This window comes from Pedobacter sp. Leaf170 (assembly GCF_920984665.1).
In the GTDB taxonomy this organism is placed as follows: Bacteria; Bacteroidota; Bacteroidia; order Sphingobacteriales; family Sphingobacteriaceae; genus Pedobacter.
The window spans coordinates 808,949-832,407 of sequence record NZ_CAKLBP010000001.1 but is presented as its reverse complement, the minus strand read 5'-3'; the positions used below and the strand labels follow the sequence as shown (position 1 = coordinate 832,407).

Here is a 23,459-nt window from a genome sequence, read left to right as displayed (position 1 = left end):
GCATATACTTTTATCTTATTTAGTAATTTTTAAAATCTATTCATAATAGCGCCCGCTCTTCATGGAGAGGGCGGGACTGAAGTAAACATAAACTACAAACAATATTACAATTCAAAACTTTCCCCTAAACCCTAAACCCTAAACCCTAAACCCTAAACCCTAAACCCTAAACCCTTACTTCTTCTTCCAAAACATCCACCATTTTCTATTTTCATCATCATAATAACCAGAACCCGAATAACCAGAGTAATCAGAATAGTAATATGTACTGTTTCCGCCTCCCCTTGAGTAATCTGTGGTATAATAATTTGAATACAGCGCATCATCGCCAAAGGCATTTAATACGATAGCAAGATTGCTTAAACCATACTCCCTTGATAACCGCTCCGGAATATTTGCTGCCCTCTGTTGCGAAACGCCCGAACGGATAACAAATAAATTAACATCAGAAGAACGAATAAGCGGGATGGCATCTGATACCAGACCTACTGGTGCCGTATCTACCAATACGTAATCGTATTTCGCTTGCAAATCCTTTAACAATTCTTTCATAGCTTCTGTATGCAATAACTCAGAAGGATTTGGCGGCACCGGTCCGGATGGAATGAAATCAATATGATGCATGTCATCATGTATCATTACATCTTGCAAAGTGGCCTGACCAGATAATAAAGAGCTTAATCCTTTTTTATTATCACTCCCAAATGCCTTATGCAACTTCGATTTACGTAAATCGGCAGCAATTAAAACTACACGTTTTTCAATTAAAGCAAGCGTACTGGCCAGGTTTACAGTTACAAATGATTTTCCTTCCCCGGAAATTTCTGAAGTAATACAAATAACTTTGCTTTGCTTATGGCTGGCCAAAAAGCTTAGGTTTGTCCTAACGGAACGAACCGATTCTGCAAATACAGATTTAGGTTTGGATAAAGATAGTGCCTGGCGACTATCCTGGTCAATAAAATCTGGAAACTTTCTAATCACCCCGATTATAGGCGTATGTGTTAAGCTTTCAACAGTTTCTTTATCGTATATGTAAGGATTTAAAAATCTTACCAAAAGAATCAACCCGAATCCTGCAGCCAAACCAAGGGTTAAAGCCGTACTGTAAGCTTTATTAGCGTTTGGAGAGATTGCATAATATGATGGATAGGCAGGGTTAACAATAGATGCCCCCGAAACCACTGCCGCAGCATTCATTTCCGCATCAAGTTTCTTCTCTGATAAGAATGTTCTAACCTTATTGTTGACTTCAAAATTGGTTTGAAGCTTCACGAAATTTTGCTCTTTAACCGGAATTGTGCTCATGCTTTGCGTTACACCCGCAATCTGGTTATCAAAATACCTAATGGTTTGTTCGTTCTTTTTAAGCATGGCATCAACGCTGCTTCTGATGCTTGCTTTTACGTTCGCAATTTGCTGATCTATATTTTTAACGGGTTGCGAGTCGCTGTTAAATTGACTAAGCTTTGCTTCACGATTGGCCAAAAGGGAGTTAAGTTGAGTAACCAGTAAACTCAATCCCGAATTTAGTTCTCCATCTAAATCTAAACCAATCTCAATTTTAGATTTGTTGCTGTTTAGCTGTTCTTGAAGTTGCCTGATTCCAAATTGCTTTAGTTTTAGCTCAGTTTTTTGCTTCTCAAAATCCGAAAGTTTTCCAACGGTCATTGAGGTAGATGAGCTCATATCTACCAATTTATTCTGTGTTTTGAAATTGGCTAGGTTGCTGCCCGATTTCCCGGCCTCATTATCAATAAACCCTAATTGACTATCAATAAAATCTACAGTTTGTTTTGCAGAACGCCTTCTTTGGATGATGTCATACTTCACATATTCCTTCATGATGGCATTAAGAATATCAGCCGCAAATACAGCATTAGCATCTGTTTGGCTCAAACTCATCACATTTGTAAAACGAGCCGCTTCACCAATATACAGACCACCCATAGCCCTTCCGATAAAATCCTCTTTACTGTTGAACTTGAACTGGTAAGTGCTTTTTCCAGGGATTTTATCCTTAATACGGAAAATCATATTGCCAATATTGATGTTCTGACCGTATTTATAAACCGTTTTCAGCTTATCGTTATCTGCTAAATATAAATTAAAGTGCTCATCATCTGCCGCAGTGACCTCGTAAAGGGCACGGTCAAAATTAACACTGTCTTGCTTAATAATTTCAATAACAAATGGCACATTTGGGTAGAGTTCGGTAGTTCTAACCCTTCCTTTTAGGTAATAGCTGATTTTATAATCCAGCGTTTTTACAGCATTAGATATTACTTCATTACTGCGAATGGTAAAACTCTCTGCCTGTATTTTATCTGTATAATTATAATTTGAAGCTTGTACACCACCATCTCTGCCTAATGACGAGGGACTGCTGTCTTCCAATTTTAAAGAAGCTCCGGTTTGATAAATGGGCGGTGTATACCAAAGGTAAACCCAGGCAATGCTTAAAGCAATACCAACAGTTGCGGCAATCCAATACCAGCGACTTAAAAAAACCCGAAAGATTTTATAAAAATCTATGCTTTGGCTAACACCTTTATTTTCTTGAATCGTTTCAGTCAATGTTTTTTATTTATATACTCAATTTATTATCAGTTTTCTGTTGCAAGATGGCTGCAGCTCTCTAAGGAGAGGGCGGGGCCGAGGTTTATCTCGCAACTTATTCTGCACCATATATTTATACCCAACAAAGCCTTACCACTACATCTACGTTTCGCTTTTCAACCGGCATGGTCTAGATTTCGGTTTGCAGAAATTAGCCAACCTAATAACTTTAAAAGAAATCTAGCGAGCCGGCAATTTTGTTTCTTTTGTTGTCAAAAGAAAAAAGCCCGTCCGGCTAGGACACCCAAGCCAACATAACACCCAAACTTATTTCGTTACGGTAAATATCAAAATCGCTAAATTCACCACAACCAGCAGCGGCTGTAAAATATTATTAAAACTCTGCAATTTCTCCGTAGTAGCCGCATTTTTTGTCGGCTGTAAAACGATAATATCATGATTCTGCAAAATCAGCTTCTTACTTGCCAAACTATTAATGTCATTTAAGTTTACATAAATAAGTTCCGGATTGCTGCGGTCGCCACGAATAATTTTTAACGTTTTTGGATCTGCGGTTTTAGTGATACCTCCGGCTTCACCAATAATATCGATTAGGGTAGTATTTTCCTTCTCTAAAAGGAAGTTCCCTTGTCTGCCAAACTCACCTAAAAGCGTTACTTTTAAATTAACTACACTTAATTCGATAATAGGATTGCGTAACAATTGTTTAGCGTATAAATCCTGAATTTTAGTCGCGGCCTCCCTTCTGCTCAGCCCTACAACTGCAACTTTGCCTATTGCAGGTAAATTAACCTGACCATCTAAATCTACCGGATAAGAAAGTACAGAATTTATACTGCCTGATGCTGCGCCAGCACTGCTGCCGATTGCCGAGCTAGCCAATCCTGTTGAACCTGTTGCGCCAAACTCCGGGTTTTGAACATTTCTTACAGCCAACTGGTCGTTGATTTTTATTTTGTAAAAAGCATCGCTGATACCCTGATCGTTTACAACATAAACCTGTTTAATGGTGTCTGTTACGATATCACTTGGTGCATTAAAAAGACTACGCTCCCTTCTTGCAGAACAGGCACTTAATATGCTAAATAATAGTAGTGGAATTAAAAATATAAATACGTTTCTTCTATTCAAAATGGCCATGCGTGCTTTTAAGTGTGTTTGTTTGGTATTACAAAAATAATTTAAAAAATGACTTATGAAGAAAAAATATGATGTACCCAAACATCAATTGACAATTATCATGAATATTCCAAATTGTTAAAGCATGACTTTTACGAAACGAATAATACAGAACGTTTGATTTTTAGTAGGATTAATATTACTTGTTTTTAAATTGATGTCTTGTTTTTTATTTCGCATTGTGTTCAGTTGCCTAATGTTGTTGACAAATATCAACTCGAAATGCTTTTCTTGACAATAATCAAGAGAATCTACTAAGCCAATTCTTTAAGAAAATGGGGATAAAGTAATTTTGTAAACCTATTTATGTGAAGCATATCCGCCCGGAAGAATTAGATATTTTTATGGGAAAACCTCTATTTAAAGCGCTTCAGGTAACATCGTACATTTGTACAAGACTTAGCAAAGTTCAGTTCAATTCTATTTTTCTAATCAATTATCGTCGAATTTGATATGATTAGGAAATACCGACCAGATTTATATTTTTGTACGCCCTCTATTGTTTATAGCATATCCCATAAAATTTTTAAGATTTTTATGCGGAGTTTCAGATTTTTTACGTCATTATTATCATTCATAATTTTAACTGTGTCATATTCCTCTGGTCAAGGATGTGCTGTTAATTACGGGACCACCAGTGAAATTATCTATTATGGAGCTTTGTCAGGAACAAGAAATTTTGGTGCTCCAGTAGCTTATAATAATTCGCCAAGTACAGCTTATCCAAGTGCCTGCCCAAAATATAGTTACGATGATGCAACGACCAATGGTCAAACTTGTAGAGTAAATGGAACGCTAATAGGAAACTATTATATACCTGCAAGTAGAATCATTTTTGTTCCCTGCCCACTCGACGACTATATTCCTTTTCTAATTCTACCGATTGGTATATTAGGCTTTCCATATTTTAGAAAAAAAAATTTTAACGTGGTGTAGGAATAGCTTTCTAATCGAATGCAATCGTCATAATCAGCTTAACTGGGTATCCTAAAACATCCTACAGAACCATAACCTTTACGCCCGTATATATCAATTGCCCTATTGATGATAATTTGGCTTGGCTAATTCTTCCGGTTGGTTTATTTGGTTTTGCATACTTAAGAAGGAATTAATAAAATTTATTATTTCTATTGATTTCTTCGAAAAAGTAGGTGAATTTAGATTAAAAATTCCTGCAAGTTGTGGCGTTTCAATAATTGGTTATGAATATTGTTCAAAAACCATAAAAGTTGTATGATGATGTAGTATAATTAGTGTGATTGATATACAGTTGTATATTTTTGTATATGGAAACTGTCCCGTTCCGTAATCAAGCATGAAAGTATTATTTGCTTTAATATGTATTTTTCTCTTTAATTCTGATATTGTTCATGCTGCGACTGGTTGTGTGTCGCAGAATTCTGGTTATTTATATTTCAATCTCAGATCTACTCAGCAAAAACCAGGGGTTCCAAATTATACTTGGCGTAACAATGCTGATCGTAACTTAACACCTAGTTCAAGTTATTGCCTAACAAATAGGAGAGCAAATAATACTTGTTTTATCGTAAATGACACTGGTAGCTCTACAGGGTCCTTTGATGGTTATTTAGTTGATTACGGCCCGTTGCCTTGCCCCATTGATGACTACATTCCTTTCCTGATTCTACCAATTGGTCTCATTGGCTTTTGTTACATGCAAAATAGAAGCTTTTATTGTAAAAATCCAGCGTAAAAACTTTTTATTTGAAATTAACGTATATAATACTGTAGTGTCTTATTTTGAGATATTTACATCCTCTGGTTAATCTTTGCTGATTTGATAAGCTTGTCAACTTGATAAGCTATGAAAACTTTAGTCAACATCACTGTAGTCACAAAGCATTCTTTCACGATAATTAACCCTTTCTCAAATTTAAAAAAGATAAACCTTACTATAATCTTTGTATTTTTAAGTCTTATCTGCCAGGCTCAAGGTTATTTTGTTCCAACGAATAATCAATTGGGGTGCAGAGATAAAAACCTGAATGGATACTTTAACGTCAATAATCAGCGTATATATCTACAAACCTACGCTGGTACAATTTTCAATGCTAGTTCTGGTGTAAGTTATTCGGATTGGAATTTGGATGAACCTCGACCATTAAATCGCTGCTTTTCTTTCGTAGTTACTTCTGTAAATGGTTGTACAATTAGAAAAATAGTTGCTGGTGTTACAACGAATGCTTCAGGAGATTATGGATATTTTACAAATACGATTAAGTGTCCATTGGATAATTATATTCCATTCCTAATTATACCAGTCGGCATATTATGCTTTATCTATATATGGCGCAAGAAATTAACGTAAGCCATTTATTATTAAATGCTATTTAATAAACATAAAGAATGAACAAAACGAACGATCTGTTTAATGAATAGTACCTTTAGTTTTGTAGCGAATTAACTCGCTACAGATGAAAGGCTTATGCTTATTTTTTTCATTGATTATCTCGTCATTATTTGATAAAAGTTATGCTGCTGAAGGATGCCTAATCGGCACAAGTCTCTACACCCTCGAGGCAACTCCTGCCGCAAACGTTAATATCGCTTCAGATTTAATTGTTTATCGTTCTCCAGCTACAGATGGATCTTGCATTATAGGTTCTAGTAGCGGTGCTAAGGCTTGCTTTGCGTGTGTTAGCGGCGGGCGTGTTATGCTGGTCGTTGGTGCTACACCTCTATTATATGTTGTGACATGTGAAGGTGGTTTGCTGGGATACCCGGCAACTAGAGGCACTTATTACTCAAGTTATATCATCCAATGCAACCTAGATGATTATTCTTGGGCATTCGTTATAGCTTCTGGTGTGTTTGGTTTTGTATTCGTCCGCAAAACGAAGACGCAAGTGTAATAAACCTTCATCCCAGGAGCATAACTCAAGCAGGAATAAAAGAAAAAAATAATATGAAACTATGATTATGTAATATCTGCCTCTTTTTATATAAGCATCCTTAGTAAGTGGAATTAAATAATAAAATATATTCCATTTTCACAGAACTTATTTATGTTACTATAAGATTAATTTTAGTTTGTTAGAAAGTTATACATGATCATAACACTCTTATCAATCCCAAAACTTATTTTTGCCACATATGATTTAAATGGTTCGGATCTCAGATCTAGCGACAATTCATAATCCCAGTGGTATTATATTCCCTGTATTTGAGGCTTAGAAACCTAAGCACAATGGATTGCCCCAAGTCATACTAAAGGCTCTTATGACATTTTTAAAGTAACTATATGCCCCGTCACTTTAATAATCTTGACAGGTTTAAATTTATACTACTACATTAAATATACGTTCATGTACCTATAACAGATTCTAGCTTTTATTTTTAGCTATCAATGAAAGCACGTTAAATGAATATGTACTAGTATTTTTTATCTTTACAATAGATATACCCTGCATCAGACACATTAAAAGATATATAATAATTTATGAAGGTATCTGTAATAACGGTAGTTTATAATGGTGAAGAGTTTCTTGATGAGTGCATTAAATCTGTAATTAGCCAAGATTACGGGGATTTAGAGTATATTATTATCGATGGGGCCTCCACAGATAATACTTTGAATATTATTCGTAAATACGAAAATCATATCTGTAAATTTATTTCAGAACCTGATGAAGGTTTATATCATGCCATAAATAAAGGATTAGAATTAGTTACTGGGAGAGTCATAGGCTTATTAAATGCAGATGATATGTTCGCACGCAGTTCCATAATTACTGAAGTTTCAACAGCTTTTAAAAATGATGAAACTTTGCAAGCAATTTACGGTAACTTAAACTACATCCAACCAACAAATAATAAAATAATTAGAAAATGGACATCCAGGCAAGCGGATAGAAAAGATTTATCTAACGGATGGATGCCTGCACATCCAACGTTATATGTTAAAAAAAGCATTTTTAAAAAGTACGGAAATTTTGCTTTGGACTTAGGAACAGCTGCCGATTATGATTTCATGCTCAGGCTGTTGTACGTACATAATATAAAAGCTAAATATCTGCCAATGCTTATGGTGAATATGCGTTTGGGTGGAGTAAGCAATGGAACTCTGAAAGGAATTTTAATGGCTGCAAAAAGTGATTATAAGGCGCTTAAAAGAAATAAATTGCCTTTCCCGTTTTTAGTCTTATTAAAAAAGAAATTTGCAAAAATTGGCCAGTTTCTCTAGACTCGCTTTTCTTTTGTTACAGTTAAAATAATAAGGTAAATTTGTTTCATGACAAATATGGTTTCCAATAAACAAGCCCTTTTTTCTACGCTATTAATCAACCGTAAAATGATAAAATCTTTTGGTGTGTCAAAACTTGGTGTTTTTGGATCTTTCGTTACCGGAAATCTGAAAACGACTAGTGATGTAGATTTTCTTGTCGAATTTCTTCCAGAAGAAAAAAGTTACGATAATTACATGAATCTTTCTTACTATCTTGAGGGACTGCTAGGCAGAAGGGTGGAGCTGGTGACGCCCCAATCATTGAGCAAGCATATTGGGCCTTATATTTTAAATCAAACCGAATATGTTACTATCTAATATTGAATTGCTAAATCACATCATAGATGAAATACTATTTATTGAAGAAGCAACCAAAAATAAAGATAAGAGCGAGGTTATCGATGATCCTATATTGTCCCGTGCAATTATAAGAAGCCTGGAAGTTATCGGTGAAGCATGTAAGAAGGTTGATCCTGATTTTAAGGTTATTCATCCGAATATTGAATGGAGAAAAATGTCAGACACCAGGAATCGGCTAATCCATGATTACTTTGGAGTGGATTATGATATTGTGTGGGATATTCTAACCCGAAAATTGCCAGAGTTAAATTTTGCTATTAGGGAGATTATATTAACATATAAAATTCCCTAGTAAGTTAAGTCGTGTTGCTTAAAAAAAGTGAACAAACTTGAACAGACTATTCATTTGGATGTCGTGAAAGTTTATAGATATTAAACACATTAGTTAGTATTATTTATCGCTCTAAAAAATTGCTATTCTTATATTTGAAAAAAATGATGAAGCCGATTTGTTAAAAGAAACACTACAATCCAGTCCCGAACTATTCTGCATCTTTATTGCTATTTTAGCGGCATGCATGGTCAGCTTTAGTATTCCCTCTGTGATATATTCTTCAATAAAGTATAATTTGTTTGATACTAATGATATGCATCGCAAAAGCCACAGTCGGAATATATCCAGACTAGGCGGGCTAGCCATTTTTGCAAGTTTTACCATCAGCGTTTTGCTTTTTTCTACACTCGTTAAATTTGAAGAAGCTAATTTTCTTATCACCGCCTGTATTGTACTTGCTGGTCTTGGTTTAAAGGACGATGTATATGGCACTAGTACGAGTACCAAGTTCGTGCTGCAATTAGTGGTTGCCGTTATACTCGTTTTTTTTGGGGGATTTAAGCTGAGTAGTTTATATGGCGTATTAGGTATCGGAGATATGAATATGCTGTGGGGTAGTATGTTTTCAGTAATGCTTATCATTTTTTTAAATAATGCATTTAACCTAATCGACGGTGTAGATGGACTGGCGGGCTCAATAGGCATAATCGCAAATTTATTTTTCGGTGTTTTCTTTGCCTTAATGAATCAGATTCCCTATGCTTTTATTGCCTTTGCGCTTACAGGCGCCATTGCAGGCTTTATTCGGTACAACTGGTATCCTGCGGAAATTTTTATGGGTGATACCGGGGCATTAATCATTGGGCTGGTAACAGCGGCGTTGTCGATAAAATTTATTGAGCTCAGTAAGTTTACTGGAAACTCAGTGCCTTTTGTCTTTTCAGCTCCGGCTATTGCTGTTTCCATACTGATTGTACCAATATATGATTCACTAAGAATTTTTACGGTGAGAACAATTAAAGGAAAATCCCCTTTTACCGGAGACAGAAATCATATTCATCATCGGCTCGAAAGATTAGGGTATAAACCTCCACAAATTATTCTACTAACGGCAGGACTGAATATTGCGGTAATCACGATGGCACTTCTAATGCAACATTTGGGGAACTTCTTTTTGATTTTTTTTATCATCGGTCTGTGTGTGGTTTTTGATTTTGTCCTATTTTATCGCCTTCGCCGAAAAGATGATAAGGCAATATTCAAGTTGTAACTATGCTGTTTTCACTTGTTTGTTGCCGTTCGGTAATTATAGCTTTCTGTAAAACGAAATCAATATTCACATAAACCCATCGAGCTCCGGACCACTGTATAAAATATCTGGGGGCGGGGTCTTTATCATCATAATATCATCAACAATCTCGAAATAAACGTTAGTTTTGCTCTCTAATTACAGTAAATGAGAATTGCAATAAACGGCTTTGGCAGAATTGGGAGAACCTTTTTACGTTTGGCATTGGCCGAGGGTTTTGATGTGGTCGCGATTAATGACTTATCGGAGCCTAAAACTATGGCGCACCTGTTTAAATACGATACCATTCATGGGGTATTTAAAGGCAGTGTTGATTCCAAAGTAGATGCCATCGTTATCAACGGGATTTCTATTCCGTTTTTTTCTATGAAACACGCTATTCAGCTTCCCTGGTCGGCTTTAAAAGTGGATATTGTAGTAGATTGTACTGGCAAAAACCTAACGAAAGAAGATGCTGAAGGACACATTCAGTCTGGCGCAAAGCAGGTAATTATCTCTGCTCCGGCGGCTGATGATATCCCTATGGTTGTTTTAGGCGTAAATGATGAAGATATAGATTTAACAAGTCCGATTTTATCAAATGCCAGTTGTACCACCAACAACATCGCCCCGATGATAAAAATATTAAATGATAACTGGGGGGTGGAAGAAGGTTACATTACTACGGTTCACTCGATGACGGGCGATCAGAATTTGCACGACAGCAACCATAAAGATTTGCGCAGAGCCAGGGCAGCCTCATCATCAATTATTCCAACCACAACAGGTGCCGCAAAGGCCATTACGCATATTTTTCCAGAACTGGATGGTCGGTTGGGTGGCGCCGGAATCCGCGTTCCGGTATTAAATGGTTCCTTAACAGATTTTACATGCATCCTTAAACAAAAAACAACGGTTAAAGAAATTAACGCCGCATTTAAAAAAGCTGCCGATAATGAACTGGCTAATCTATTAGAATATACAGAAGATCCAATTGTTTCTATCGATGTTATCGATAACCCACATTCTTGCGTTTTCGATGCACAGCTTACTTCTATTGTAGGCGATTTAGTCAAAGTGGTGGGTTGGTACGATAATGAATTTGGCTACAGCAATAGAATTGTTGATTTAATTAAGAAGATTCAAGCAGTTACAGCATAAACAGTAAAAAAACAATCACCTGATAGGAATAAACAATTTACAATCTAAAAACCAATCAACTAAAAAACCAGCAATTACCTTAATTTACGGGAACGATTGCATAAATTTGAAACATCCCCGAAATAAATTAAATCTATGGTAAAATTCATATCGGCAACAGAAGTTCTTCCGCTAAGAAGCATGATGCTTAGAAATGGAAAATCATTTGAGCACTGCATTTTTGAAGGCGATGATGCTTATGATACCTTTCATTTGGGTTATGAGGTTGATGGCGAAATAAAATCGGTAGCAACATTTATGCGGAACGATTTTTTTGAAAATGAGGGAGAAGGTTATCAGTTGCGTGGTATGGCTACGCATAGCGATTACGGAGGCAAAGGCTACGGAAAGGCTTTGGTTGATTTTGCTATAGAATATTTAAAAGAATACAACACCGATTATTTATGGTGCAATGCCCGTTCCACTGCCGCTCCATTTTATAAAAAAATCGGTTTCACAACCGAATCCCCAGAATTTGACATTCCCGGAATCGGTTTCCACTACGAAATGAAATTAAAACTTAAATCAAAATAATAATCATGAGAACAATAGACCAGTTTAACTTTAAAGATAGAAAAGCCTTAATAAGGGTAGATTTTAATGTCCCTTTGGATGATAACTTTAAAATTACTGACGATAAAAGAATGCGTGCTGCACTTCCAACCATCCAAAAAATATTGAAAGATGGTGGCTCGGTTATTTTAATGTCGCATTTAGGTCGCCCTAAAGATGGTCCGACAGATAAATATTCTTTAAAACACATTCTATCTGATTTATCTTCTATGTTAGATTTGGAGGTTAAATTTGCAGATGACTGTATTGGCGATACTGCGGTAAATGAAGCTAAAAATCTGGCAGCAGGTGAAGTTTTATTGTTAGAGAATTTGCGCTTTTATAAAGAGGAAGAAAAAGGCGACAAAGCTTTCGCGAAAAAACTTGCGGCTTTAGGTGATGTATATGTAAACGATGCTTTTGGTACAGCTCACCGTGCGCATGCTTCAACGGCAATTGTTGCAGAATTTTTTCCTGATGCAAAATACTTTGGTTATCTGATGGCTTCTGAAGTAGAGAATGCAGAGAAGGTACTAAATCATCCCGAGAGACCTTTTACTGCAATTATGGGTGGCGCAAAAGTGTCGGATAAAATTCTTTTAATTGAAAAGTTATTAGATAAAGTCGATAACCTGATTATTGGCGGTGGTATGGCTTACACATTTGCAAAAGCGCAGGGCGGAGAAATCGGCACTTCACTTTTAGAAGCTGATAAACAAGAACTTTCTTTAGAGTTAATAGAAAAAGCAAAAGCTAAAGGTGTAAACTTAATTCTTCCCCTTGATACTGTAATTGCTGATAAATTTGCCAATGATGCTGATAAGAAAAATGTAGATTCTGGTCAGATACCGGCAGATTGGATGGGCCTTGATATCGGTCCTAAATCAGCTGAATTATTTCAGGAAGTAATTAAAAATTCTAAAACCTTATTGTGGAATGGCCCGATGGGCGTGTTCGAAATGGAGAGTTTTGAAGTAGGCACCAAAGCTGTTGCTGATGCTGTTGTAGCTGCAACGAAAGATAATGGTGCATTCTCATTAATTGGTGGCGGCGATTCTGCTGCAGCAATTGCTAAATTTGGTATGGAAGATGAAGTAAGTTATGTATCTACCGGTGGTGGAGCTTTATTAGAATATATGGAAGGAAAAGAATTACCGGGCGTTAAAGCAATCAACGATTAATCAGATCCTGCAAATAATTAGAAAAGGCCCGAAATAAATTCCGGGCCTTTTTCACAGGCATTAAATGCCATACTATAGTTGAAAGATTAATAGTATTTATGAAGCATTTTCAAACTCCTCGAACATAGCCTCGAGCGAAGTTTTATCTAAGAATACAGCACCGCTCGAAATCTTATGACCAGGAGAAAATATGGTTAACGATCGCTTGTCGCAGTCAACATATTTGCGAAGTTCCAGAAACTTCTCTGATGTAATTTTAAAAACCATTAAGGTTTTTTTCTCTGAATTTGACATAGCTGCCTGTTAGTTTAGTTTCCCGCATTAACCAAGCTCGTACACTCGGTTAATGGTCTCACAAAAATCTTATTTAATATTTATAAATCGTTTAAACAGGGAAGTGGTTTTTGTATTGATATTGAAAATCATTACAAAATTATCCGTTTTTAAGTCCTGAAAGATAAGTAGAGGGACTTTTATCCATCACTTTCTTAAAAGCGACGAAGAAGGTGTTTCTTGATGAAAAGCCTGCTTCCAAAGCAATGGCTTCTAAAGTATATTGTTTCCAGTCACCCGAATCAAGGCGTTCCTTTACATATTTAATTCGCAGATGGTTAATATAAGTATTGAAGTTTGACTGGTAGTGGTTGTTAAATAAATCTGAGAGTTTATGATTTGCTACATCCATTTGAGAAGCAAGTTCACTCATCGTTAGGCCAACTTGTTTAAAGGCTTGCCGCTTTATAACATGGTATTCCACCTGCTCAATCAGCTTCTCATCAACCGGTTTCGCCTTTCGTTTTTCTGAAGCGACATTATCTGTCGAAACCTGGATTGAGGGAAAATTGTTATCTTCCTTTTCAAACTTAACCGCGAAACCAAATATCATTTCCGGGTTTAAAAAGAAAGACAGGCTCAGTAAAAGTAAAGTTAAGGCTAGTGTTAAAATCAGCGGACTTCTATGTAACATGAAGTAGGCACTGTTTGCATTGTGTACAATTGCAATATTTAAAGCGAGCATCCCCAGAAATATCAAGGCCAACAGGCTTGAAAAAAGATAGGCCCATTTAATGGTTTTAGTTCTTTTTTGTTTGGCTGTGGTATAAGTGAGTCTTAACTGAAGGAAAGAATAAATGAGTGCTGAAAGCGGAAAAGTAAACCAATGACAGGGCTCTACAATATATTTGCTATTTGAAAATGCGTAATGAACATCTTTTGCCACCCGGTTTACAACAAGCTGCTGTTGCGATAAATCAAGAAAATTATAAGGCATTACCGAAACCAGCGCTGGTATAACAATTAAGAAATGTAAGAGGTGTTTCTTATTAAATTTTCTATAGCTGGGATTTAGTTCTCCTCTTAGGTACAAGTAAAAACATGGGCCAATAGCATAATATAGTGGCAAGCCCTTGTTAAATAAGATTGGATAATGTTGAATATTGCCCGAACCCGTTAAAAGAAATATCATGGCGTACCATGCAGTGCCGCCAATTGCAACAGCTAATAAAGCATTTTGATACTTCTTATCTCGTCCGTATATCCATAAAAGGATTACAACAAGGGATAATATAAAAATTGCACCAATAACGGTTAAAAAAAAGGGATGCAAGAGGCTACATTTAGTTAAGGGATTCCAAAATTAATAATCTAATATATTTTGATGGTTAATATTCCTAATTGCTCTTATTTTTTAAGGCATTGCAACTTTTTAACGCCCAGTAAATAAGTACCGGTTGAAAAAACAGGCGGGCGAATCTTTTGATATCTGTATCCAACCCAAAAGCACTGCGTTTATTGGTGTATTGTGCAATATTACCAGGAAATACTGCTACAAACATTAGCGCTGCCATTACTCCAACATGCTTTTCATATTTTTTTGGTGTTACAATCAAAGCAGCACCCAAGGCAATCTCTCCGATGCCAGATAATACAACGGTATCATCCTTTTTTAGCGGTACCCAATCCGGTACCTGTGCCTGGAAATCCTTTCTGGCAAAAGTTAAATGACCAATACCAGCAAAAATCAATCCTGCACCTAATAAAATCTTTGCGGTCTGTTTCAAATTCATCTTCATTTTAATATAATTATCTGATAATAACATTTATACACAAAATATGTTCGCACAGCTGAAATCTCAAATGTTATGATGTTTATAACATTTCGGCAAAAACGACTGTCATGAAGGTATATTTGTTGCCTTATTAATGGTGGATATTTAGTCGTTGATGATGAAAATAATTTTTAACTGACGAAAAAATCAGGGTCAGCTAACTGGCTTTTTATCAGTCGATAAGCCATTTAATCAATGCTGAAAGGGGTTTTTTAATCCCTGTATTTTAGTCTTCGGTGGGAGAAAAGTGATGTGGAAAACTTTTTTGTGGTAAAAAGTGGTAAAAAGTGGTAGAACTCTTTACTTTTACACTACATAAAAAGTGTAAACACCGCTATGACTCAACTTTTAGGTGAATTTGATTGTAAACTTGACGCAAAGGGACGCCTTATGGTACCTGCTGCGCTTAAGAAACAATTGCCTGAAAATGAGAAAGATGTATTTATTATTAACCGCGGTTTTGAGAAAAATCTTGTTATTTATCCTAAATCTGTTTGGGATAAAGTGCTTGTTGAAATAGGCAAATTGAATGCTTATGACACAGAGGTTAGGATGTTTATCCGTTCGTTTACTCGTGGTGCAACCGAAATTAATCTTGATGCTGCGGGTCGTGTTTTAATTCCAAAATCGCTTGCAGAATATGCTGGCTTAAGTAGTGATGTTGTTTTAGCTGGTCAGCTGGATAAAATCGAAGTTTGGGATAAAAAATCATACGAAGATATTTTTGATGACGTACCAGAGAATTTTGCTGCATTAGCACAAAAGGTTATGGGTGGAAAGAAAGGAGGCCTTGATGGAGAATAATTACCACATCCCTGTTATGCTTCAGCCCTGTATTGATGGTTTAAATATTAAGCCCGATGGCGTTTATGTTGATGTTACCTTCGGTGGTGGCGGTCATTCTAAAGAAATTTTGAAACATCTTGGTAAAAATGGAAGATTAATTGCTTTCGATCAGGATGCAGATGCGCAGGCAAATATTCCTGCAGATGATCGTTTCATCTTTATCGATCAGAATTTTGGTTTCCTTAAAAATAATTTGCGCTTAAACGGCTTTAAACAGGTTGATGGCATTTTAGCAGATTTAGGCGTTTCTTCTCACCAGTTTGATATTCCTGAACGGGGCTTTTCTATTCGCTTTAACGCAGATTTGGACATGAGGATGGATAAAAACGGACGTTTAACCGCGGCTGAGGTTTTAAATACTTACTCAGAAGATAAGCTTCATAAGATTTTTGGAATATATGGAGAAGTTAAAAATGCTAAATCACTAGCCAGAGCTATTGTAACGACACGTTTAGATTCTCCATTTACAGATATCGATAGTTTTAAATCTGCAATCGCTACATACATCCCGAAAGGAAAAGAGAACAAATATTTAGCGCAGGTATTTCAGGCTTTGAGGATTGAAGTTAATGCTGAAATCCAGGTGTTGGAAAACTTTTTACAGCAAGCGGCTGAGGTTTTAAAGCCAGGTGGTCATTTGGTGGTGATGTCTTATCATTCATTAGAAGATAGGCCTGTAAAAAATTTTATGGCCAAAGGTAAATTTCAGGGCGAGGTTGAAAAAGATTTTTTTGGTAACCAGCAAAAACCATTCAATGTAATTACACGCAAGGCGATAGTTGCTACAGAAGAAGAGATTGCTCAAAATAACCGGGCTCGGAGTGCAAAGTTAAGAATAGCTGAAAAGATATGAACAGGTTTAGAGAAGATGAAGAGGAGTTAGGGCCTGAACCTGAATTAAAGGTAAAGACACAAAAGGTAAAAACTGAGCGGGTAAAAACTGAAGAAGAGAAAAAATTTGCAGAAACCTTTTTAGGTAAGTTCTTTATAGAAGGTGTAATATCAAAAGAAGCGGCTACAGATGCATTGCCGTTTTTATGCTTTCTGGCTTTTTTAGGGATGATTTATATCGCTAACAGCCATTTTGCAGTAAATAATGTTCGCCGTATTGATAAGCTGAATAAAGAAGTAAAAGAATTAAGGTGGGAATATAAATCGATGAAAGCCGAGTTGATGTTTAAAAGCAAACTAACCGAAGTGGCTAAAAAAGTTGATACACTAGGCATAAAAGAATTAATAGAACCTCCAAAAAAAATAATTGTTAAAAGCGATGAATATTAGAGCAAACATATTGCTTCGTGTATATCTGGCATTTGGCTTAATTGTGCTTTTTGCTTTGGCGGTAGTTTTACGCCTTGGCCAGGTACAATTTGTACAGGGGCATAAATGGAGAGCTATGGCTGATAGTCTTTCCACAAAATATTTACCTGTAGAGGCCACTCGAGGTAACATATATTCAAACGATGGCAGTTTACTGGCAACCTCGGTTCCGGAATATGAATTGCACATGGATATGTTTGCCGGTGGTATCGCAGATGATAAAATTTTTAACGAAAAAGTTGATTCGCTGGCCATTAAGCTTGCAGGTATTTTTCAGGATAAATCTGCAAAAGATTATTCGCGAATGCTTCGTAAAGGTCGTGCGGACAGTGCCCGTTACTTATTAATTCGCCGTAAGGTAAGTTATTCGGATTTAAAAACAGTAAGAACTTTTCCTTTGTACAACGTAGGTAAGTTCAGCGGTGGGTTAATCGCTGTGCAGCAAAACAAACGCATTTTGCCTTTTCAGGCATTGGCTGCCCGTACCATTGGATATAAAAATGCCAATGTTAAAAACGGTGTAGGTTTAGAAGGTGCTTATACAAACTACATCAATGGCGAAACCGGTAAAAGGCTAATGCAGCGTATTGCTGGTGGTGTGTATGTTCCGGTAAATGATGAAGAAGAAGTAGCTCCGAAAGATGGTGCCGATATTATTTCTACTATCGATGTTAATATGCAGGATTTAGTTCAAAATGCATTAGAGAAACAATTGATAGCAACTAAAGCAGACCATGGAACGGCTATTTTAATGGAGGTTGAAACAGGAGAAATTAGAGCTGTAGCTAATTTCTCAAAAGTTGAAGAGGGTATTTATAAGGAAAAATTTAACTATGCTATTGCGGGTAATCAAGATCCAGGCTCAACATTTAAGTTAGCCTCGTATATGGCTTTACTTGAAGATAAATTGGTAGATACCAACACAATGATAGGGACAGGTTATTACCAGATTCCTGGAAAATTAATTACAGATTCACACCCAGTAGTCACTTCAGTAACAGTTAAAAGAGCTTTCGAGGAATCTTCAAATGCAGCGATTGCTAAATTGATTAACATGCATTATGGAGCTGATCCAATAAAATTTACAGACCACCTCTATGACTGGCATTTGAATGAAAAAATGGGTCTTCAAATTCCTGGAGAAGCAATGCCAGTTGTTAAAAATCCAAAAACAAATAAAAGCTGGGGAAAAATGACTTTGCCACAAATGGCTTATGGTTACGAAATGCAGTTAACGCCTTTGAAAATGCTTTCTTTTTATAATGCGGTTGCAAATAACGGTAAATATATTGCCCCAATCTTTGTGAAAGAAATCAGAAGACTAGGTAATCCGATTGAGCAGTTTAAAGCCCGTGTTATTAATGAAAAAATTTGCTCGGATGAAACCCTTAGCAAAATGAGAAAAATGCTTGAAGGTGTGGTAACTGAAGGTAGTGGAAAGCAGATTGTTTACAACCCACTTTATAAAATCGCAGGTAAAACAGGTACTGCCCAGGTTGCTGACGCCAATAAAGGTTATAAGGCCAACAGACAATATCAGGCATCTTTTGTAGGATATTTCCCTGCTGATAAACCAAAATATTCGATGATTGTGGTGATTAACGACCCGAAAGGTGCTTATTATGGTGCTTTGGTTTCTGGACCGGTATTCAGAGAAATAGCTGATAGAATTTACGCCAGCGACATGCAAATGTATAACGATGTGCCAACGAGGTTGGTAGGTAATACAGGCAATCCGCCAACAAAAGCCGGACAAAGTAAAGCAACTCAAAAAGTTTACAAAGCATTTGGTTTTAAACCACTTTTTGCTTCTAAATCTGAATATTACAATACAATAGATACCAGTGCAGGAACAATTTTCCAGGAAAACAGCGAGCGTAAAGGTGTTATGCCGAATGTATCAGGAATGGGATTAAAGGATGCGCTTTATCTTTTAGGTAACGCAGGTTTAAAGACCAGGGTTTCAGGTTCTGGAAAAGTTATCAGGCAATCCGTACAGGCAGGTGTGAAGGTTAGCAAAGGATTATTGGTAGATATACAATTAGATTAAAATATAAGACTGATTGGGATTTCAGGACTTTGAGTCCACAGATTTCAATCATTCAAAAATAAAATATATGCAATTACAGGATTTATTATATGGTGTAACGATTAAAGAATTGGTTGGCAAAACCGATAGGGAAATTGCTGCACTTAATTTTGATTCGCGTAAAGTTGCTAAAGATGATGTGTTTTTTGCAATCGTTGGCACGGCGGCAGATGGTCATCAGTATATTAGTCAAACGGTATCTCAGGGTGCAGCAGTTATCATCTGCGAAAACCTGCCGGAAATTGAAGATTACAGTGTTACCTATGTTAAAGTAGATAATACTTCAGTTGCTTTGGGCATTATGGCGGGCAATTTTTACGGTAATCCGTCAAAAGAACTTAAGCTAGTAGGCATTACCGGTACCAACGGTAAAACAACAATTGCTACAATATTATATAAGCTGTTTAAAGATTTAGGTTACAAAACCGGCTTAATTTCTACGGTTGAAAATTTCGTGAATAATACAGTTGTTCCATCTACACATACTACTCCAAACCCGGTCGCATTAAATCATTTGTTAAAAGATATGGTAGATGCGGGCTGCGATTATTGTTTTATGGAAGTAAGCTCCCATGCAGTTTCGCAGCACAGAATTGAGGGTTTAACCTTTTCGGGGGGAGTGTTTTCTAACCTTACGCATGACCATTTAGATTTTCACAAAACTTTCGATGCTTATTTAAAGGCAAAGAAAACATTTTTCGACATGCTGCCTAAATCTGCTTTTGCATTAACCAATATTGATGATAAAAACGGTATGGTGATGTTACAAAATACCAAAGCTCATAAAAAAACCTATGCGCTTAAACAACTTGCCGATTTTAAAGCTAAAATAGTTGAAAACGGTTTCGCTGGTTTGCATTTGGATATTGATAATGAAGATGTTTATTTCAAATTAATCGGTTCGTTCAACGCCTATAATTTACTGGCGGTTTATGGTACAGCAATTTTATTAGAGCAAGATAAATTAAAGGTTTTAACACTTTTAAGCCGTTTAACCGGGGCTGAAGGTCGTTTTGATTATATCGTTTCTGATGATAAAATAATCGGAATTGTTGATTATGCACATACTCCGGATGCTGTACAAAATGTCTTGAATACCATTGCTGACATTAGAAAGGGAAATGAACAGGTGATTACTGTTATAGGTTGCGGTGGCGACAGAGATAAAACCAAGCGACCAATAATGGCTCAGGTTGCCTGTGATTGGAGCGATAAAGTTATCCTTACTTCCGATAATCCACGTACTGAAAATCCGCAAAGCATAATTGATGATATGGAAGTTGGTGTTTCGCCAAGTAACAAACGTAAAACCTTATCCATTTTGGATAGAAAGGAAGCTATAAAAACGGCTTGCCATTTAGCACAAAGCGGAGATATTATTTTGATTGCCGGAAAAGGACACGAAAAATACCAGGAAATAAATGGTGTAAGAAACCACTTTGATGATAAGGAAATATTACTTGAACAATTTAACCTTCGCCGCTAATGTTATATTTATTATTCGAATACCTGCATAAGCATTACGATATTCCTGGATTAAGGTTGTTTCAGTACATTACTTTCCGTGCCTCTGTTTCCATTATTTTATCGCTGATTATCACAACTGTTTACGGTCGTAGATTAATTGATTACCTGCACACTAAACAAGTTGGCGAAACGGTAAGAAATTTAGGGCTTGAAGGCCAAATGCAAAAACAAGGTACGCCTACTATGGGTGGAATCATTATTCTGCTTGGTATTTTAATTCCAACATTGTTATTTGCAAACATCGCAAACGTGTATGTTATCCTAATGATTATTACCACCATCTGGATGGGAGCAATTGGTTTTCTGGATGATTACATCAAGGTTTTTAAAAAAAATAAAGAAGGTTTAGCCGGAAGATTTAAAGTTGTTGGTCAGGTGGGTTTGGGTATAATTGTAGGTTGTACCATGTATTTTCACCCGAATATTGTGGTTCGCCAAACGGTTAAAGATGATGTAAAAAACACCTCTTCTGTGCCAATGGTGTTGCGCCAAAAAGGAGAAACCTTTTACTATACGCAGGATGTTAAATCAACTAAAACCAATATTCCCTTTTATAAAAATAATGAGTTTGATTATGCCAAAGTACTTAAGTTTTTAGGAACGGGATATGAAAAATATGCATTTCTGGTATTCTTAGCTTTTACTGTGTTTATCATTACTGCGGTATCAAACGGAGCAAATATTACAGATGGTATTGATGGGCTTGCCACTGGTACATCGGCCGTTATTGGTACAACCCTGGGTATTTTAGCCTACGTTTCCGGAAATACCGGTTTTGCTGATTATCTGAACATTATGTACATCCCGAATTCGGGCGAGCTGATGATTTTTGCCGGTGCATTTGTAGGTGCTTGTGTTGGCTTTCTTTGGTATAACTCTTATCCGGCTCAGGTTTTTATGGGCGATACCGGCAGTTTAGCCATCGGTGGAATTATCGCTTCTTTCGCGATTATGATTCGTAAAGAACTTTTGATTCCAATCCTTTGTGGTGTGTTTTTGATAGAACTGGTTTCAGTAATTATGCAGGTATCTTATTTCAAATACACAAAAAAGAAATTTGGCGAAGGCCGGAGGATTTTCCTGATGTCGCCTTTGCATCACCATTACCAGAAAAAGGGCTATCACGAAGCAAAAATTGTTACCCGCTTCTGGATTATAGGCATTATGCTCGCCATCATGACGATTGTAACCTTGAAGTTGAGATAGGGATTAAGTGGAAAGTGAAGAGTTGAAAGTTTAAAGTAGAAAGTACAAAGTAATAAGTCGAAAGTAAAAAGTCTATCTAAGGTGTCTTAGGTGGTTTAATAAAAGAATTAAAAATGAGCACTAATCAAAATACAACCAATACTACTCCCTCAGCAATGGCAGGGCTGGGTCGTGTTGTAATTTTGGGTGCAGGCGAAAGCGGAGTTGGTGCAGCTAAACTTGCCCAACAGCAAGGTTTCGATGTTTTTGTTTCAGATTTTGGTGTTATTGCTGATAAATACCAAGCCGAGCTTCAAAAGATAGCTGTTCCATTTGAATCGGAGCAGCACACAGAAGAACTTATTTTAAATGCAAATCAGGTGATTAAAAGCCCCGGCATTCCACCTTCGGCGCCAATTATTAAAAAATTGGTTGCATCAGGCATTCCGGTTATTTCTGAGATTGAATTTGCAAAGCGATATACTAAAGCTAAAACCGTTTGCATTACCGGTTCAAACGGTAAGTCGACGACCAGTTTACTTACTTATCACATCTTAAAAAATGCAGGTTTAAATGTTGGCTTAGCAGGTAACATCGGACAAAGTTTTGCAGCACAAGTTGCAACAGAAAATTTTGATTGGTATGTGTTGGAGATTTCAAGCTTTATGCTGGATGATATGTTTGATTTCAAAGCTGATATAGCTGTATTGCTGAACATCACACCCGACCATTTAGATAGATACGATTACAAGCTTGAAAATTATGCTGCCTCCAAAATGCGCATCATTCAAAATCAATCCACTGCAGATACATTTATTTACTGCGCTGATGATGAGGAAACATTAAAGGCATTACAGAGCGTACAACCACTCGCTAAAACCTACACTTTTTCTATTATTAATGAGGTAGAAAACGGTGCTGATTTAGTAAATAATACAATACACATACACATTGAACCAAATAACGAACTAGCCATGTCTATTACAGAATTAGCCTTACAAGGCAAGCATAACATTTACAACTCTATGGCTTCGGGCATTGTAGCTAAAGTTTTAGAGTTAAGAAATGATTCTATTCGTGAGAGTATGGGCAATTTCAAAAATATTGAACACCGCCTTGAGCATGTGGCCAAAATCTCTGGAATTGATTTCATCAACGATAGTAAAGCAACTAATGTTAATTCTACATGGTATGCTTTAGAAAGCATGACAACTGATGTGGTTTTGATAATGGGTGGCGTAGATAAAGGCAATGATTACAGCATGCTTAAAGATTTGGTTAAAAGCAAAGTGAAAGCGATTGTATGTTTAGGTAAAGATAATAAACGTATTCACGATGCTTTTGAAGATGATGTGGAAGTTATTGTAAACACTTTTTCAGCTGAGGAAGCCGCACAAATTGCTTTCCACCTTGCAAAACGTGGCGATGCTGTTTTATTATCACCGGCATGTGCAAGCTTCGATTTGTTCAAAAATTATGAAGACCGCGGCAATCAGTTTAAAGCGGCAGTAAAAGAATTATAGA

The 23,459-nt window shown here is 36.5% G+C and carries 23 protein-coding genes; 18 read left to right on the top strand and 5 right to left on the bottom strand.

Going from position 1 to position 23,459, the window contains the following annotated elements:
- Positions 1 to 174: 174 nt before the first annotated feature.
- Both LUA90_RS03860 and LUA90_RS03855 read right to left on the bottom strand, forming a co-directional pair.
- On the bottom strand, positions 175 to 2,577 hold the full coding sequence (locus tag LUA90_RS03860; RefSeq protein WP_231490241.1) for a polysaccharide biosynthesis tyrosine autokinase: 2,403 nt from the start codon (positions 2,575 to 2,577) through the stop codon (positions 175 to 177).
- Positions 2,578 to 2,886: 309 nt separating this feature from the next.
- Positions 2,887 to 3,720, bottom strand: coding sequence for a polysaccharide biosynthesis/export family protein (locus LUA90_RS03855; RefSeq protein ID WP_231490239.1), 834 nt, complete (start codon positions 3,718 to 3,720; stop codon positions 2,887 to 2,889).
- Between the two features lie 699 nt (positions 3,721 to 4,419).
- Here LUA90_RS03855 and LUA90_RS03850 point away from each other — a divergent pair.
- The 11 genes from LUA90_RS03850 to pgk all read left to right on the top strand — a co-directional run bounded on the left by LUA90_RS03850 (position 4,420) and on the right by pgk (position 12,860).
- A complete protein-coding gene (locus tag LUA90_RS03850) occupies positions 4,420 to 4,695 on the top strand; it encodes a hypothetical protein (protein WP_231490237.1) in 276 nt (91 codons plus the stop codon).
- 379 nt (positions 4,696 to 5,074) lie between these two features.
- On the top strand, positions 5,075 to 5,473 hold the full coding sequence (locus LUA90_RS03845) for a hypothetical protein (protein ID WP_231490236.1): 399 nt from the start codon (positions 5,075 to 5,077) through the stop codon (positions 5,471 to 5,473).
- 111 nt (positions 5,474 to 5,584) lie between these two features.
- Positions 5,585 to 6,088, top strand: coding sequence for a hypothetical protein (locus LUA90_RS03840; RefSeq protein ID WP_231490234.1), 504 nt, complete (start codon positions 5,585 to 5,587; stop codon positions 6,086 to 6,088).
- Positions 6,089 to 6,194: 106 nt separating this feature from the next.
- The gene (locus tag LUA90_RS03835; protein WP_231490232.1) at positions 6,195 to 6,632 is read left to right on the top strand and encodes a hypothetical protein; all 438 of its coding nucleotides are present in this window, start codon (positions 6,195 to 6,197) and stop codon (positions 6,630 to 6,632) included.
- Between the two features lie 587 nt (positions 6,633 to 7,219).
- A complete protein-coding gene (locus LUA90_RS03830; protein ID WP_231490230.1) occupies positions 7,220 to 7,963 on the top strand; it encodes a glycosyltransferase family 2 protein in 744 nt (247 codons plus the stop codon).
- 48 nt (positions 7,964 to 8,011) lie between these two features.
- Positions 8,012 to 8,323 carry a nucleotidyltransferase family protein gene (locus tag LUA90_RS03825; RefSeq protein ID WP_231490228.1) on the top strand — a complete coding sequence of 104 codons (312 nt, stop codon included), beginning with the start codon at positions 8,012 to 8,014 and terminating at the stop codon, positions 8,321 to 8,323.
- The gene (locus LUA90_RS03820) at positions 8,310 to 8,657 is read left to right on the top strand and encodes a DUF86 domain-containing protein (RefSeq protein ID WP_231490226.1); all 348 of its coding nucleotides are present in this window, start codon (positions 8,310 to 8,312) and stop codon (positions 8,655 to 8,657) included. The genes LUA90_RS03825 and LUA90_RS03820 overlap by 14 nt, the downstream gene beginning before the upstream one ends.
- 277 nt (positions 8,658 to 8,934) lie before the next feature.
- Entirely contained in the window at positions 8,935 to 9,909 is a 975-nt protein-coding gene (locus LUA90_RS03815) for an MraY family glycosyltransferase (RefSeq protein ID WP_231490224.1), read from the top strand.
- Positions 9,910 to 10,095: 186 nt separating this feature from the next.
- Positions 10,096 to 11,088 (top strand): type I glyceraldehyde-3-phosphate dehydrogenase, encoded by a 993-nt coding sequence (gene gap, locus LUA90_RS03810; RefSeq protein ID WP_231490222.1) that lies wholly within the window; start codon positions 10,096 to 10,098, stop codon positions 11,086 to 11,088.
- A 135-nt stretch (positions 11,089 to 11,223) separates the two neighbouring features.
- The gene (locus tag LUA90_RS03805; protein ID WP_231490221.1) at positions 11,224 to 11,661 is read left to right on the top strand and encodes a GNAT family N-acetyltransferase; all 438 of its coding nucleotides are present in this window, start codon (positions 11,224 to 11,226) and stop codon (positions 11,659 to 11,661) included.
- Between the two features lie 5 nt (positions 11,662 to 11,666).
- Positions 11,667 to 12,860 carry a phosphoglycerate kinase gene (gene pgk / locus LUA90_RS03800; protein WP_231490220.1) on the top strand — a complete coding sequence of 398 codons (1,194 nt, stop codon included), beginning with the start codon at positions 11,667 to 11,669 and terminating at the stop codon, positions 12,858 to 12,860.
- Between the two features lie 96 nt (positions 12,861 to 12,956).
- Here the strand turns inward: pgk and LUA90_RS03795 are convergent, their stop codons facing one another.
- The 3 genes from LUA90_RS03795 to LUA90_RS03785 all read right to left on the bottom strand — a co-directional run bounded on the left by LUA90_RS03795 (position 12,957) and on the right by LUA90_RS03785 (position 14,926).
- Complete coding sequence (locus tag LUA90_RS03795) at positions 12,957 to 13,154, bottom strand: hypothetical protein (protein ID WP_231461919.1); 198 nt, start codon at positions 13,152 to 13,154, stop codon at positions 12,957 to 12,959.
- A gap of 139 nt (positions 13,155 to 13,293) precedes the next feature.
- Entirely contained in the window at positions 13,294 to 14,466 is a 1,173-nt protein-coding gene (locus tag LUA90_RS03790; RefSeq protein ID WP_231490218.1) for an AraC family transcriptional regulator, read from the bottom strand.
- 64 nt (positions 14,467 to 14,530) lie between these two features.
- Complete coding sequence (locus LUA90_RS03785) at positions 14,531 to 14,926, bottom strand: hypothetical protein (protein ID WP_231461922.1); 396 nt, start codon at positions 14,924 to 14,926, stop codon at positions 14,531 to 14,533.
- 378 nt (positions 14,927 to 15,304) lie between these two features.
- Between LUA90_RS03785 and mraZ the strand changes: the two genes are divergently transcribed.
- The 7 genes from mraZ to murD all read left to right on the top strand — a co-directional run bounded on the left by mraZ (position 15,305) and on the right by murD (position 23,458).
- Complete coding sequence (mraZ, locus tag LUA90_RS03780; RefSeq protein WP_231461924.1) at positions 15,305 to 15,772, top strand: division/cell wall cluster transcriptional repressor MraZ; 468 nt, start codon at positions 15,305 to 15,307, stop codon at positions 15,770 to 15,772.
- Positions 15,762 to 16,667: a 16S rRNA (cytosine(1402)-N(4))-methyltransferase RsmH gene (gene rsmH / locus LUA90_RS03775; RefSeq protein ID WP_231461931.1), complete on the top strand. Its 906-nt coding sequence runs from the start codon at positions 15,762 to 15,764 to the stop codon at positions 16,665 to 16,667. Before mraZ ends, rsmH begins: the two co-directional genes overlap by 11 nt.
- The gene (locus LUA90_RS03770; RefSeq protein ID WP_231490216.1) at positions 16,664 to 17,095 is read left to right on the top strand and encodes an FtsL-like putative cell division protein; all 432 of its coding nucleotides are present in this window, start codon (positions 16,664 to 16,666) and stop codon (positions 17,093 to 17,095) included. The genes rsmH and LUA90_RS03770 overlap by 4 nt, the downstream gene beginning before the upstream one ends.
- Positions 17,085 to 19,184, top strand: coding sequence for a penicillin-binding protein (locus LUA90_RS03765; RefSeq protein WP_231490214.1), 2,100 nt, complete (start codon positions 17,085 to 17,087; stop codon positions 19,182 to 19,184). Before LUA90_RS03770 ends, LUA90_RS03765 begins: the two co-directional genes overlap by 11 nt.
- A gap of 67 nt (positions 19,185 to 19,251) precedes the next feature.
- Positions 19,252 to 20,709 (top strand): UDP-N-acetylmuramoyl-L-alanyl-D-glutamate--2,6-diaminopimelate ligase, encoded by a 1,458-nt coding sequence (locus LUA90_RS03760; protein WP_231490212.1) that lies wholly within the window; start codon positions 19,252 to 19,254, stop codon positions 20,707 to 20,709.
- Positions 20,709 to 21,956, top strand: coding sequence for a phospho-N-acetylmuramoyl-pentapeptide-transferase (mraY, locus tag LUA90_RS03755; protein ID WP_231490210.1), 1,248 nt, complete (start codon positions 20,709 to 20,711; stop codon positions 21,954 to 21,956). Before LUA90_RS03760 ends, mraY begins: the two co-directional genes overlap by 1 nt.
- Positions 21,957 to 22,069: 113 nt before the next feature.
- Complete coding sequence (murD, locus tag LUA90_RS03750; RefSeq protein WP_231490208.1) at positions 22,070 to 23,458, top strand: UDP-N-acetylmuramoyl-L-alanine--D-glutamate ligase; 1,389 nt, start codon at positions 22,070 to 22,072, stop codon at positions 23,456 to 23,458.
- Position 23,459 lies beyond the last annotated feature (1 nt).

Coding starts and splice junctions, on each gene's coding strand:
- LUA90_RS03795 (WP_231461919.1), bottom strand. CDS start 13,154: ATGTCAAATTCAGAGAAAAAAACCTTAATGGTTTTTAAAATTACATCA.
- rsmH (WP_231461931.1), top strand. CDS start 15,762: ATGGAGAATAATTACCACATCCCTGTTATGCTTCAGCCCTGTATTGAT.
- pgk (WP_231490220.1), top strand. CDS start 11,667: ATGAGAACAATAGACCAGTTTAACTTTAAAGATAGAAAAGCCTTAATA.
- murD (WP_231490208.1), top strand. CDS start 22,070: ATGAGCACTAATCAAAATACAACCAATACTACTCCCTCAGCAATGGCA.
- LUA90_RS03840 (WP_231490234.1), top strand. CDS start 5,585: ATGAAAACTTTAGTCAACATCACTGTAGTCACAAAGCATTCTTTCACG.
- LUA90_RS03855 (WP_231490239.1), bottom strand. CDS start 3,720: ATGGCCATTTTGAATAGAAGAAACGTATTTATATTTTTAATTCCACTA.
- LUA90_RS03830 (WP_231490230.1), top strand. CDS start 7,220: ATGAAGGTATCTGTAATAACGGTAGTTTATAATGGTGAAGAGTTTCTT.
- LUA90_RS03765 (WP_231490214.1), top strand. CDS start 17,085: ATGAATATTAGAGCAAACATATTGCTTCGTGTATATCTGGCATTTGGC.
- mraY (WP_231490210.1), top strand. CDS start 20,709: ATGTTATATTTATTATTCGAATACCTGCATAAGCATTACGATATTCCT.
- LUA90_RS03770 (WP_231490216.1), top strand. CDS start 16,664: ATGAACAGGTTTAGAGAAGATGAAGAGGAGTTAGGGCCTGAACCTGAA.
- LUA90_RS03820 (WP_231490226.1), top strand. CDS start 8,310: ATGTTACTATCTAATATTGAATTGCTAAATCACATCATAGATGAAATA.
- LUA90_RS03785 (WP_231461922.1), bottom strand. CDS start 14,926: ATGAATTTGAAACAGACCGCAAAGATTTTATTAGGTGCAGGATTGATT.
- LUA90_RS03845 (WP_231490236.1), top strand. CDS start 5,075: ATGAAAGTATTATTTGCTTTAATATGTATTTTTCTCTTTAATTCTGAT.
- LUA90_RS03835 (WP_231490232.1), top strand. CDS start 6,195: ATGAAAGGCTTATGCTTATTTTTTTCATTGATTATCTCGTCATTATTT.
- LUA90_RS03805 (WP_231490221.1), top strand. CDS start 11,224: ATGGTAAAATTCATATCGGCAACAGAAGTTCTTCCGCTAAGAAGCATG.
- gap (WP_231490222.1), top strand. CDS start 10,096: ATGAGAATTGCAATAAACGGCTTTGGCAGAATTGGGAGAACCTTTTTA.
- mraZ (WP_231461924.1), top strand. CDS start 15,305: ATGACTCAACTTTTAGGTGAATTTGATTGTAAACTTGACGCAAAGGGA.
- LUA90_RS03760 (WP_231490212.1), top strand. CDS start 19,252: ATGCAATTACAGGATTTATTATATGGTGTAACGATTAAAGAATTGGTT.
- LUA90_RS03825 (WP_231490228.1), top strand. CDS start 8,012: ATGACAAATATGGTTTCCAATAAACAAGCCCTTTTTTCTACGCTATTA.